This window comes from Methylobacterium sp. WL19 (assembly GCF_008040005.1).
Taxonomy (GTDB): Bacteria; Pseudomonadota; Alphaproteobacteria; order Rhizobiales; family Beijerinckiaceae; genus Methylobacterium; species Methylobacterium bullatum.
In genome coordinates, this window is sequence record NZ_VRVC01000142.1 from 1 (window position 1) to 12,307 (window position 12,307).

12 protein-coding genes and 1 pseudogene are annotated in these 12,307 nt (G+C 69.8%); all 13 read right to left on the reverse strand.

Features of this window, described 5'->3' with window-relative positions:
• A pseudogene (bchD, locus tag FV220_RS21290) lies at nucleotides 1–743 on the reverse strand (magnesium chelatase ATPase subunit D); the annotation flags it as partial.
• The gene (bchI, locus tag FV220_RS21295; RefSeq protein WP_147833138.1) at nucleotides 740–1,900 is read right to left on the reverse strand and encodes a magnesium chelatase ATPase subunit I; all 1,161 of its coding nucleotides are present in this window, start codon (nucleotides 1,898–1,900) and stop codon (nucleotides 740–742) included. The gene bchI and the pseudogene bchD, both read right to left, overlap by 4 nt.
• A 231-nt stretch (nucleotides 1,901–2,131) precedes the next feature.
• Complete coding sequence (gene hemA, locus FV220_RS21300) at nucleotides 2,132–3,349, reverse strand: 5-aminolevulinate synthase (RefSeq protein ID WP_147833134.1); 1,218 nt, start codon at nucleotides 3,347–3,349, stop codon at nucleotides 2,132–2,134.
• Between the two features lie 67 nt (nucleotides 3,350–3,416).
• Complete coding sequence (puhE, locus tag FV220_RS21305) at nucleotides 3,417–4,334, reverse strand: putative photosynthetic complex assembly protein PuhE (protein WP_056148904.1); 918 nt, start codon at nucleotides 4,332–4,334, stop codon at nucleotides 3,417–3,419.
• Between the two features lie 11 nt (nucleotides 4,335–4,345).
• Nucleotides 4,346–5,383: a magnesium-protoporphyrin IX monomethyl ester (oxidative) cyclase gene (acsF, locus tag FV220_RS21310; RefSeq protein ID WP_147833139.1), complete on the reverse strand. Its 1,038-nt coding sequence runs from the start codon at nucleotides 5,381–5,383 to the stop codon at nucleotides 4,346–4,348.
• Nucleotides 5,384–5,433: 50 nt separating this feature from the next.
• Nucleotides 5,434–5,733, reverse strand: a complete 300-nt coding sequence (locus FV220_RS21315) for a hypothetical protein (RefSeq protein ID WP_018043264.1) — start codon at nucleotides 5,731–5,733, stop codon at nucleotides 5,434–5,436.
• The gene (gene puhC / locus FV220_RS21320; protein ID WP_018043263.1) at nucleotides 5,730–6,203 is read right to left on the reverse strand and encodes a photosynthetic complex assembly protein PuhC; all 474 of its coding nucleotides are present in this window, start codon (nucleotides 6,201–6,203) and stop codon (nucleotides 5,730–5,732) included. The genes FV220_RS21315 and puhC overlap by 4 nt, the downstream gene beginning before the upstream one ends.
• Nucleotides 6,204–6,221: 18 nt before the next feature.
• Nucleotides 6,222–6,908, reverse strand: a complete 687-nt coding sequence (gene puhB, locus FV220_RS21325) for a photosynthetic complex putative assembly protein PuhB (protein ID WP_147833135.1) — start codon at nucleotides 6,906–6,908, stop codon at nucleotides 6,222–6,224.
• Entirely contained in the window at nucleotides 6,905–7,678 is a 774-nt protein-coding gene (puhA, locus tag FV220_RS21330) for a photosynthetic reaction center subunit H (RefSeq protein ID WP_147833136.1), read from the reverse strand. Before puhA ends, puhB begins: the two co-directional genes overlap by 4 nt.
• 2 nt (nucleotides 7,679–7,680) lie before the next feature.
• Entirely contained in the window at nucleotides 7,681–9,141 is a 1,461-nt protein-coding gene (locus FV220_RS21335; protein WP_056163299.1) for a BCD family MFS transporter, read from the reverse strand.
• Nucleotides 9,138–10,013, reverse strand: a complete 876-nt coding sequence (gene bchM / locus FV220_RS21340) for a magnesium protoporphyrin IX methyltransferase (RefSeq protein ID WP_147833137.1) — start codon at nucleotides 10,011–10,013, stop codon at nucleotides 9,138–9,140. The genes FV220_RS21335 and bchM overlap by 4 nt, the downstream gene beginning before the upstream one ends.
• A gap of 12 nt (nucleotides 10,014–10,025) precedes the next feature.
• A complete protein-coding gene (gene bchL / locus FV220_RS21345; RefSeq protein ID WP_018043258.1) occupies nucleotides 10,026–10,919 on the reverse strand; it encodes a ferredoxin:protochlorophyllide reductase (ATP-dependent) iron-sulfur ATP-binding protein in 894 nt (297 codons plus the stop codon).
• Nucleotides 10,916–12,307 (reverse strand): cobaltochelatase subunit CobN (locus FV220_RS21350; RefSeq protein ID WP_187273485.1); only part of this gene is annotated, 1,392 nt, incomplete at its 5' end. The genes bchL and FV220_RS21350, both read right to left, overlap by 4 nt.

Sequence of the window (12,307 nt, forward strand, 5' to 3'; positions counted from 1 at the left end):
GCTCCTCGCCCTCCGGGTCGCCCGCCACCGCGCCCGGCGCGCCCGGCGAGGAGGCGGGCGACCCGGAGGGCGAGGAGCGGCGCGCGTAAGGAATCGATGCCGAGCCGGGCCGCGACCTCGCTCAGCTCCGCGACGGGGTCGTGGTCGCTGCGCCCACCGCCATGCGGCGGCGTTTCGGATTCCGGCGAAAGGCCGTCGCATGGCGGTCGAAGCACCGGTCGCATGGCGCTCGGCGGCACGCTCGTGAGGTCGAGATGGAAGGCCAGCCGGTCGGCGAGAGCGGCCGGGGCGGCCTCGTCCTCGCCGATCCCCTCGTCGAGGAGGATGAGGCCGAACCTGGCCGGCCGGGTCTCCGCCAGCCCGTCCCGCTCCACCCTCAGCCGCCCGGTATCGAGGGCGGCGGCGAGATGCGCGGCGGTGCCCTGCCCCATCCGCTCCGCCATCGCGGCGACGAGTAGCCCCCCATCGGCCTCGGCCAGCAGCCCGGCCTGGGCCACCGGCCGCCCGGCGGAAAGCGTCGCCGCGAGGTCGAGCCCGCCGACGAGCCGGTCCTCGGCGATGCCCGCCGGCATTCGCCGTAACGGCTTGCCGGGATTGAGGTTTTCGCGAAGGATCTCGAGCCAGCGGTCGCGCACCGGACCGGCCCCGGCACGCAAAACCACGCCTCCGCAGCCGTGCGGGTCGGCGGCCACGAGCCGGGCGATGCGCAGGGCGTCGGCCCAGATCGCCGGACCCTCGCTCACGCGCCCAGCACCTCCTCCACCGCTCGCGCGACGCGGGCGGTGGAGCCGGATTCGTCGAGCGGATTGCGGCGCAGGCGGTGGCGCAGGGCCGATGGCGCGACCTGTCGGAGATGGTCGATTCCCACGGTGTCGGCCCCCTCATAGGCGGCCAGCGCCCGGGCGGTGCGCATCAGGGTCAGCTCGCCGCGCAGGCCGTCGGTGCCCAGAGCGAGGCAGAGCCGGGCCGCGGCCTCCAGGGTCGCATCGGGCATGTCGAGCCCGGCAAGGCGCGCCCTGGCAGCGGTGAGGCGCTTCTGCAGCGCCCGGTCGGCCTTGGCATAGCTGGCGCAGAACCCCGCGGGGTCGCGCTCATAGGCGTCGCGCCGGCGCACCACGTCGATGCGGGTGGGCAGGTCGGTGGGCGTCGTCACCTCCACGGCGAGGCCGAACCGGTCGAGGAGCTGGGGCCGCAGCTCGCCCTCCTCCGGGTTGCCGCTGCCCACTAGAACGAACTTCGCCGGGTGCCGGACACTCAACCCCTCGCGCTCCACGGTGTTGATCCCGGAGGCCGCCACGTCGAGGAGGAGATCGACGAGGTGGTCGTCGAGGAGGTTGACCTCGTCGATGTATAGGAAGCCGCGATTGGCCCGGGCCAGCAGGCCGGGCTCGAACGCCTTCTCGCCGCGCGTCAGCGCCCGTTCGAGGTCGAGGGCGCCCACCACCCGGTCCTCGGTGGCGCCCAGCGGCAGGTCCACCACCGGCACCGGCGCGAGGTAGCTTTTTCGCGCATCGCTGCGGCCGGAACAATGCGGGCACTCCCCGGCGGGTTTGCCGGGGTCGCAGGAATAGGGACAGCCGACCACCGCCCTCATCGGCGGCAGCAGGGCGGCGAGGCCCCGGATCGCGGTGGACTTGCCGGTGCCCCGGTCGCCGAAGACGAGGACGCCGCCCACGGACGGGTCCACCGCCGCGATCATCAGGGCCCGCCGCATTTCGTCCTGGCCGACGATGGCGGAGAAGGGGAAGGTGATGGGCGGTGCCGTGATGGACGGGTCGGGGTCGCCTCGGGGCTTCCGGAGGATTCCTTGGCTCGCGTCGCGCTCCGGCGCCTCGGGACGAGGGTGGGCGTTTGACGGGAGGGATGCGGTTCGGGCCGTTCCGTTGACGATCATCGACAGTCTCCCGGTGACCCGATTCAAGCTCTGGATGGTCCCCTCTCCCCGCCCGGCGGGGAGAGGGGTTCGGACCCCTTGTCGGGTCCGAAACGAGGCGGCAGCCGAGGGTGAGGGGGCGCTGTCGAAGGAGCCCCGTCCGGAGGGACCCCCTCACCTTCGCCCTGCCGGGCTCACCTCGCCTCCCGACGGGGGGAGGACGAGGTCCTCTCCCCGCCCGGCGGGGAGAGGGGAATGCTACTCCGCCGCCGCCTGCTCCACGCCCATCCGCGTCCAGATGGCGGACAGCGCCCCGACGAGATGGTCGATGTCGGCGTCCGAATGCAGCGGCGACGGGGTGATGCGCAGGCGCTCGGTCCCGCGCGGCACGGTGGGGTAGTTGATCGGCTGGACGTAGATGCCGAACTCGTCGAGGAGCGTGTCGCTGATCGCCTTGCACAGGACGGGGTCGCCGACCATCACGGGCACGATGTGGCTATCGTTGGGGAGGTAGGGGATGCCGGCGGCGTCGAGCCGTGCGCGGACCTGGGCGACCCGCTCCTGGTGCCGGGCGCGCTCGGTTCCGCTGGCCTTCAGGTGCTTGATGCTCGCAGCGGCCCCCGCCGCCACGGCAGGCGGCAGCGAGGTGGTGAAGATGAAGCCGGAGGCGAAGCTGCGGACGAAATCGCAGAGCTTGGCCGAGCCGGTGATGTAGCCGCCATGCACCGCGAAGGCCTTACCGAGGGTTCCCTCGATGACGTCGAGGCGATGGGCGAGGCCCTCCCGCTCGGAGATGCCGCCGCCGCGCGCGCCGTAGAGGCCGACCGCGTGGACCTCGTCGAGATAGGTCAGCGCGCCATGCGCTTCGGCGACGTCACAGATCTCGGCGATGGGGGCGATGTCGCCGTCCATGGAATAGACCGACTCGAAGGCCACGAGCTTGGGCCGCGACGGGTCGATCATCCGCAGCTTGCGGTCGAGGTCTTCAGGGTCGTTGTGGCGGAAGATGTGGCGCTCGGCGCGGGACGCCTTGATGCCTTCGATCATCGAGGCGTGGTTCTCGGCATCCGACAGCACGACGCAGCCCGGCAGCTTGCCGGCGAGCGTGCCCAGCGCCGCCCAGTTCGAGACGTAGCCGGAGGTGAAGAGCAGGGCCGCCTCCTTGCGGTGGAGGTCGGCGAGCTCCTGCTCCAGAAGCACGTGGTAATGGTTGGTGCCGGAGATGTTGCGGGTGCCGCCCGCCCCGGCGCCGCAGCGGTCGAGCGCCTCGTGCATGGCGTCGAGCACGACCGGGTTCTGGCCCATGCCGAGATAGTCGTTCGAGCACCAGACGGTCACCGGGCGCTGCCCGCCCGGGCTGTGATGGGTGGCGTGGGGGAAGCGGCCGTTCCGGCGCTCGAGATCGGTGAAGACGCGGTAGCGGCCCTCGCGGTGGAGACCGGACAAGGCATCGCCGAAGAAGTCTTCGTAGTTCATGGCCGTCCCCTTCCCTATGGATCGCGATGTTTCGCGTTGGCTGCTTGAGACTCGTCGTGCTGGAGCGTCAGAGAGCGTTCCCTCCCCCCTCTGCGGGGGAGGGGGGCCCTCGTGTGAGCGAGGGTCGGGAGAGGGGAGCCGCCTCTCCGGAAAAGCCTGTGCCGACCCCTCTCACGCCCGTTCCGCAGGCACCCTCCCCCGCATAGGCGGGAGGGTTCGGGGTGCCCGCAGCCTTCGGCAGGCTCCAGGCCCACAGGGCCGCCGAGGGCAGGGGCAGCATCAGGAAGCCGTGCTCCAGAGTCGCCAGCGCCATCAGCGTGGTGACGATGGTGAAGCCGGCCACCTCGTGGGCGCCGATCCCCTCCCCCATCGCGGCCCACGCGAGCAGGATCGTCACGAGGGCGGCGATGCCGACCGAGAACGGGAAGAGCGCGTTCATGCGCCGGTTCCTGAGGAAGCAGGCGAGGTAGCCGAGGCGTTCGGGCAGGAACTCGGCGTTGAGGTTGCGCACGCCGAGGAACATGTTGAGCCGCGCCGAGAGGTTCATTCCCCAGAGGATCAGGTAGGTCCACAGGGCGAATTTGTTGGGCTCAGCCCAGGTCAGGGCGAGAATGCCGGCCATCCCGGCGACGATGGCCGCCTCGTGCCACAGGCTCGTGGCCGCCGCCGCCCGGAACAGGGCGAACCCCGTCGTCGTGGGAGGGCAGCCGGTTTTGCGCGGCCCCGCGACGTAGCCCATGTAATAGCTCATCTCCTGCCAGCCCCAGACGAGGAGTGCCGCCGTGAACGCCGTGTAGGCGCCCGCCTCGCTGGTGTCCCCGGCGCTGGCGCCGATGGCGTAGAGCGCGGCCACCAGCACCAGGGTGCCTGCCGCCATGCTCCAGGGGTGGGTATGGCGGGGGCGGTGATCGAGCAGGATGATGAGACCGGTGGAGAACCACCAGATCAGCACCGCGTAGAGCGCGGGAACGGCGTGGGCGGCCATCCTCCCGCGTCCTACCAGACCGGCTCGAGTCGGATTTCGGCGGGCATCGGGTTGTCGATGGTGGGCAGGGCATAGAGCCGGACGAAGTTCACCGCCGAGGCCGCGATCCAGGCGCCCTGTTTCAGCCTGCCCACGATCCCGCCCTGCGCCTTGGCGTCGGCGAGCTTGTTGGAACAGACGAGAAGCCGGTCGAGAGCCGCCTTGAACTTCGGATTGTCGAGATCGAGGGTGAGCGGGAATGTCTGTTTCGAGATGTCGGAGGTGATCTGGAAGACCTTGAAGTCGTAATCGGTCGGATCGACCCCCAAAGCCTTGTGGAAATGCGGCCGGCAGTGATCGCGCACATACATGGTCGCGAAGACGGCGAGCAGGAAGAACTTGATCCAGTAGCGGTTGATGCCGGTGGTCAGCTTGGGGTTGGCGCGCATCAGCAGCGCGAAAGCCTCGCCGTGGCGGAACTCGTCGTTGCACCACTTCTCGAACCACTTGAAGATCGGGTGGAAGCGTCTTTCCGGGTTGCGCTCCAGCTCCCTGAAGATCGTGATGTAGCGGGCGTAGCCGATCTTCTCGGAGAGATAGGTGGCGTAGAAGATGAACTTCGGCCGGAAGAAGGTGTACTTCTTCGACTTCGTCAGGAATCCCAAGTCGACGCCGATGCCGAAATCCTTGAGCACGTCGTTGATGAAGCCGGCATGCCGCGCCTCGTCCCGGCTCATGAAGCCGAACAGCTCGCGGATGTCTGGGTTCTTGGCGCGCTTCCTCATCTCCGCATAGAGCACGCAGCCCGAGAACTCGGCGGTGATCGAGGAGACGAGGAAATCCATGAATTCCTTGCGCAGGTCCGGGTCGAGGCCGGACATGTCGAGGTCGAACTCCTCGTTGCGGGTGAAGTGGCGCTTGTTCGGGTCGGCGCGCAGTTCCGCGATCAGGATGTCCCATTGCTTGCGCACGGGCTCCACATCGGTGCGGTCGAGTTCCTCGAAATCGGTGGTGTAGAAGCGGGGTGAAAGGAAGGTCGTCTCCTGGGCGGCCTTGGTGCCCTCGTTCATGGGCAGCTTGGGCGTGACGCCCTTCGGGCCTTGGTGCTGGATCGAGACGTTCACAGGCGCCTCCTCTCTGAGAAGCTGACTTCGTAGAGTTCGGTGAGCTCGAAATGGCCGGTGAACTTGGTCCAGAGCCGCTCCAGGATGCCGGCACGGGTGACCGTGGCGGTGCGGCGGACCACGAGGCGCTCGCCGTAGGGCACGGAGGTCGGCGCGTCGTGGACCTGGACCTCGTCGCCCGGCTCGATCTCGAACGCGGCGTCCAGGGTCACATGGGCGTGGAGCGTCTCGGGGGTCTGCTCGATCTCGACGGTGCAGGGCACCTCGACAATGCGACGTCCGAACGACGCGATCATCGGACCGCTCCGCTGTCGGCGAGCCTCGTCTCGGGGAGGAGCCTCGTGAAGGCGACGAAGTTAGACGGGCCGAAGGCGCCGAGATTGACGGCGCGGCCCGTCGACGGGTCGGAGAGTTCGAGGCCGCCGTCTGTCAGGCGCGTCAGGCGGAAGGGCTGCTCCCGGCCGAGGCCGGCGCGCAGGCGGGCCTGGCCGAAACCGCGCAGGGTGGCGCGGACGAAATTGTCCTGGCCGGGCTCGACGGTGGTGATGACGTCCTGGGTCCGGGCATCCCGGATGACGATGGCGCCGTCGGCACGGTCCTCCGGGGTCAGATCGACGGAGCGGACGATCCGGGCCGGCGGCATGTGCGAGAGGCCGATCCCCTCGCTGCGGCCGACCCCCACCACGACGGTCACGAACCCCATGAGCCCGAGCGCCCCGATGACCAGCGGTCGCGGAATCCGGGCGGCATCAGCCTTCGCCGTCATCGCGTCTCCTCCCTGATTTCAACTCGCGTTGGCGAGGCGCGGCGGGCGAACGGGCCGTTGCCGCGCGATAACCATAGGAGTCCCAGTTTCCTCGGTTGTGTCAAGTGCGCTTGACAGTGCGCGGGCAAGGATTTCGGCGGCACGCTTCGCATCCGGCACCGATCGCATCATCGGTTCGGGGTTGGTGACGGTCCAGGGACGGGCATGGGGCCACAGGTGAAGGTAGGCGACGCGGTTGCCCCTGCGCAGGCGTAAAGGCAGGTCACCACTCCCGTCCGTAAAGACCTTGCACCCCGCGCCCTCGACCAGGCTGAAGGGCAGGTTGAGGGTCATCGGCAGGGCGATGCCGAGGCGCATCACCACCCGGCGGTTGGTGATGGTGTAGGTGGTCGAGCGCGCCGAGAGCCAGCCGAGGAGGCCGAGGAGCGCGACCGCGCCGGCACCGACGAGGAGGGTGGGACCGGCGAGAAGCACCGCCTGTCCGAAGGCACCCTCGCCGAGGGGCGGGATCGCCGCCCACAGGGCCAGCCCGACGAACCAGAGGCCGACGAGGCGGGCATGCAGCGCCCTTGCGGCGATGCCGAAGGCGCAGGGGCGGCCCTGCCAGAGGATATGTTCTCCGGCAGGCAGAGGCGCGGGCAGGCCCGGCGGCGCGTCGAAGGCGTTGGCGGGCACGCCCAGGGGGGATTTCACGGCGCGGCTCACAGGAACGGCTCCTGGCGTTCGGCCGTGGCGTAGAGGGTGCCGGCGCCGAAGAAGGCCATGATCCGCTCCTCCTCGTAGAGGGTCACCGAATCAGGGTCCTTCTGGCCGGGGATGTCGGTGAATTGGTGGGCCAGCAGGGCCTCGGTCTTCACCGTGCGCGAGAACCGCCCGGTCCGGCAGAAGGTGTTGGGCATCAGCACCCGGCGCCCGCCCGAGCCGAGCTCGACCTCGATGTAGCGGACCATGGATTCGCCGCGGTCGATCCAGAGGTCGGTGACCGTGCCGGCCACCTGCCGGTCGGCGCCGAACACGGTCATGCCGATCGGGTTCGGGCCGTCCTCGTGGACCACGAAATGCTCGGCGACCCGAAGCGGAACGATCCGCTTCTCGTCGTCCCATGTGCGGTCGTGGTGATCGTCGCGATCGGCGTAGGAGCCGGGGCCGATCTGGTCGTGCAGGCCGTCGCCGTCCGGCTCGAGCGGCGAGCCGGGCCAGACCTCGCGCTTGTGGCCCTTGTAGTTCCAGGCCGGCTGCATGTCGGTCTGGGGGGCGGTCTTCACCAGGCCGTTGGAGAGCAGGAACTGCTTCGGGCTCGGGATCAGGATCGGGTCGGGGCGCTTGAGGCGGCCGGCCGCTTCGCTCTCCAGGGGATAGCCTTCGCGGCGGTCCTCCTGGCGCAGGTAGAAGACGAGGCCGGCGAAGAAGATCCAGAACGCGTAGAGCACGACCTGGGCGACATCGACATAGCCCGTGATTTCACCTCTTGGCATGATCAGGCTCCTTGACCGGGAACAGGGGACGGCAGGAGGGCGCGTGCCTCCCTGCCGCGTGTGGCGGTGTCACGACTGCCGGTGTCGCGGACCAGCGGTCCGATGGCGACGAGGGTCGCGAACAGCAGGGCGATCTCGATGTGGTAGACGATGAGGTAGCCGACGGACGGATCGCTCATGGCCTCGCCGAGCGCGCCTGATGCCGAGAGGCTGGAGCCCACGTCCCGCAGGATGCCGCTCGCGGCGATGGCGATGCCGGCCGCACTGGCCTGGACCGCGCCCCAGGCGCCGAGCGCCAGGCCGGTATCCTCCGGCCCCGCCTTCGCCATGGAGGCGGTGAGCGTGCCGTGGGCGAACAATCCGCCGCCGAGGCCGATCAGGGTGACGCCGGTGGCGAAGAGCTGGGCCGAGGCGAGGGGAGCCGCGAAGATCACTGCCGAGAAGGCCATGATGCCGACCCCGCTGCCGGCGGCCGCCACCCGGAACGGATCGCCGCCCCGGTTGAGCCAGCGCGCGGCCAGAAGCAGGCCGACCCCGCCCCCGGCCGCGAGCATGGCGGTGAGCGCCGTGGTGGCGGCGACCGGCAGGTGCAGGATCTGGCCGCCATAGGGTTCGAGCAGGATGTCCTGCATCGAGAAGGCGGCGGTGCCCAGCCCCGTGGCCACGAGGCGCCGGCGGGCGAGGCCGCTGCCGGCATAGGCGGCCCAGGATTGCGAGAAACTCGGGCGCGGCAGGTCCGTCGCCGTGCGTCCGGGCCGTCGCGCCTCCTGCTTCCAAAGGGCGATGCCGTTGAGAACGATGGTCACGACGGCCGCGCCCTGGATCACCTGGATCAGCCGCAGGGCCGAGAAGTTCGCCAACAGCAGGCCAAAGGCGATGGCGCTGACCATCATGCCGGCCAGCAGCATGGCGCAGAGGAGCGCCACCACCCTCGGCCGGGCATGGGCGGGGGCGAGATCGGTGGCGAGCGCCAGCCCGACGGTCTGGGTGGTGTGGAGGCCGGCCCCCACCATGACGAAAGAGAGCGCCGCCGCCACATGGCCGGGCCAGACCGGGCCGGTGGTGTCGCCCGACAGGATCAGAAGGGAGAACGGCATGATGGCGAGCCCGCCAAACTGCAGCAGCGTGCCGAACCAGATGTAGGGGACGCGCCGCCAGCCGAGGACCGAGCGGTGCCTGTCCGAGCGGAAGCCGACCAGGGCCCGCAAGGGGGCGAAGACCAGGGGCAGCGACAGCATCACGGCCACGATCCAGGCCGGGACTTCGAGCTCGACGATCATCACCCGGTTCAGCGTACCGATGAGGAGCACGGCGGCCATGCCCACCGTCACCTGGAACAGCGACAGCCGCAGGAGCCGACCCAGCGGCAGTTCCGGCGTCGCCGCATCGGCGAAGGGCAGGAACGGCATCAGGCCGGGGCCGAGGCGCGTGAGCAGGCGGGCGGTGAGGTCGGCGGGTTTCATGGGCGCGTCTCCGCATCCATCCGACCAGACCCCCTCATCCTGAGGTGCCGCGCAGCGGCCTCGAAGGAGGCATCCAGATTGCTCGGCGGGTTCTGGAGGGCTCCTTCGAGGCCTCCGCTCCGCTGCGGCACCTCAGGATGAGGTCGTGGCTTGGAGGACGGAAAACTCGCCGAGACCCGCGCCAACTCCACGGCATTGGAAAGATAGAACCCGCTGTTGACCCGCTGCGTCCGCCCCACGGCGAACCCGGCGAGCGCGGCCTCCCCGCCGATCCGGCGGCGCAGGCCGCCTTCGGTGATCGGCACGATGGCGGGCGCCCGGTCGCCGCGCGGGAAGAGCCGGCCCGCGGCGTGCATCACCGTGAGGAGCGCCGTGCGCGGGGCCACGGTGAAGACCAGGGACCCGTCGGTGCGCAGGCCGAGTTCCGCGAGGGCGCGGACGATGTCGCCGGCGCTGTAATGGATGAGCGAGTCCATCGCCACCACGTGGTCGAAGTGCCCGAGCCGGGGGTCGAGCATGTCGCCGACGCGGAAGTCGATGCGGTGGCCGCCGAGAAGCTCGGCGCTGCGCTCGCGGGCCAGATCCACCAGCGTCGGCGAGACGTCGATGGCGACCACCTCCGCTCCCCGCCGGGCGGCCTCGACGCTGAGGGCTCCCGTCCCGCAGCCGGCATCGAGGACGCGCCGGCCCGTGAGATCGTCGGGCAGCCAGGAGAGCAGGTTCGCCCGCATGGCGTCCCGCCCCGCCCGCACCGTGGCGCGGATCTTCGAGACCGGGGCGTCCGTGGTGAGACGCGCCCAGGCCTCCACCGCCGTGCGGTCGAAATAGGTTGTCAGTTGCGACCGGCGCGCCGCGTAGCTGGTGCTCGTCATGGCGCTTAACCCTCAATCGAACCCGAGGAACTCGAACAGGTCGCGGTCCTTCATCGGCATCGCCGAGAGCGGTTTGCCGCCGGCCCAGAGATGGGCGGCCAGCCGCATGTACTCGTCCGTCACCGCGATGAGTTCCGGCGTCGGCTCCATCTCGAACAGGGTCGATTTCTTGAGGCGCGAGCGCCGGACCACGTCGAGATCGGGGAAATGCGCGATGCGCTCCAGGCCGACGGCGGCGTTGAAGCGGTCGATCTCGTCGGTCTTGGCCGAGCGGTTGGCGATGACGCCCCCCAGCCGCACCGGATAATTCTTCGACTTCGAATGGATCGCGGCCACGATCCGGTTCATGGCGAAGATCGAATCGAAGTCGTTGGCGGTGACGATCAGCGCCTGGTCGGCATGCTGGAGCGGCGAGGCGAAGCCGCCGCAGACCACGTCGCCGAGCACGTCGAAGATGACCACGTCGGTGTCTTCGAGAAGGTGATGCTCCTTGAGGAGCTTCACCGTCTGGCCGACCACGTAGCCACCGCAGCCGGTGCCCGCGGGGGGGCCGCCGGCCTCGACGCACATGACGCCGTTATAGCCCTCGGCCACGAAATCCTCGATCCGCAATTCCTCGGAATGGAACTGCACCGCCTCCAGGGCATCGATCACCGTGGGGGCGAGGCGCTTCGTCAGGGTGAAGGTCGAATCGTGTTTCGGGTCGCAGCCGATCTGCAGCACGCGTTTCCCGAGCTTCGAGAACGCCACCGACAGGTTCGACGAGGTGGTGGACTTCCCGATTCCGCCCTTGCCGTAGACGGCAAAGACTTTGGCGGTGCCGATCTTCAGCGCCGGATCGAGCTCGACCTGGAGGCTGCCTTCCTCGCGGCGCGAGGCCACGGGATTACGGATGGCGATGTTCATGCGGCGACCCCTGCGGTGATGCCTTCGAGACGGTCTTCGAGCTCCTCCTCGGCACGGTCGAGCGCGTCGCGCGTGGCCGCGTCGGGAGTCCAGAAGCCGCGCTGGTGCGCCTCGATCAGCCGATGCGCGACCTTGGCGGACGCGGTCGGGTTGAGGGCGGCGAGGCGCTCGCGCATCGCCGGATCGAGGAGGTAGGTTTCGGTGATGCGCTGGTAGATCCAGGGCGCGACGGCGTTGGAGGTGGCCGACCAGCCCATGGTGTTGGTGAGATGCGCCTCGATCTGGCGCACGCCCTCGTAGCCGTGGCCGAGCATGCCCTCGGTCCATTTCGGGTTGAGCATGCGGGTCCGGGTCTCCAGGGAGACCTGCTCGGAGAGGGAGCGCACGACGCCCTCCCCCCGTGTCTGGTCGCTGATGAAGATCGGCACGGCCTCGCCCTTGGCGCGGGCCACCGCCCGGCCCATCCCGCCCAGACCGTCGAAGTAATGGTCGACGGAGGTCACCCCGACCTCCACCGAATCGAGGTTCTGGTAAGCGAGATCGACCTTGGCGAGCACGCTGCCCATCAGGGCCCGCTGGGCGGTGGGCCGGCCGTTGCGGCCATAGGCGAAGGATTTACGCCGCGAAAAGGTCTCGCTGATCTCGTCCTCGTCCTCCCAGCGGCCGGATTCGACGAGGTTGTTGACGTTGGCGCCGTAGGTGCCCTCGGCGTTGGAGAACACCCGCAGGGCGGCGGTCTCCATGTCGATGCCGTGCTCGTCCATGTGGGCGAGGGCATGCTTGCGCACGAAGTTCCGCTCCGACGGCTCGTCGGCGGTGGCCGCGAGATAGGAGGCTTCCGCCAGCAGCTTGGTCTGGAGAGGGAGCAGATCGCGAAAGATGCCCGACAGGGTCACCACCACGTCGATGCGTGGGCGGCCGAGCTCTTCGAGGGGGATCAGCGTGGCGCCGCAGAGGCGGCCGTAGCCGTCGAAGCGCGGGCTCGCGCCGATCAGGGCCAGGGCCTGGGCGATGGGGCCGCCCTCGCTCTTCAGGTTGTCGGTGCCCCAGAGGACCAGGGCGACGCTCTCGGGCAGGGGCGCGCCGTCGTCGCGGTAGCGGGCGAGGATGCGGGCGACCTGCCGCGTGCCGTCGGCCACCGCGAAGGCGGAGGGCAGGCGGTAGGGGTCGAAGCCGTGGATGTTGCGTCCCGTGGGCAGTACGGACGGGTTGCGCAGGAGGTCGCCGCCGGCGACCGGGGCGATGAAGCGGCCGTCGAGCGCCCGCAGCAGGGCGGGAAGCTCGTGGTCTTGCGCCAGCAGGGCGTCGGTGTCGCGCAGGGCGGCGAAGGCGGCGCGGTGCTCCTCGTCGAGGGGCAGGCCCGCTTCGGCCAGCGCCCGGTCGAGGGG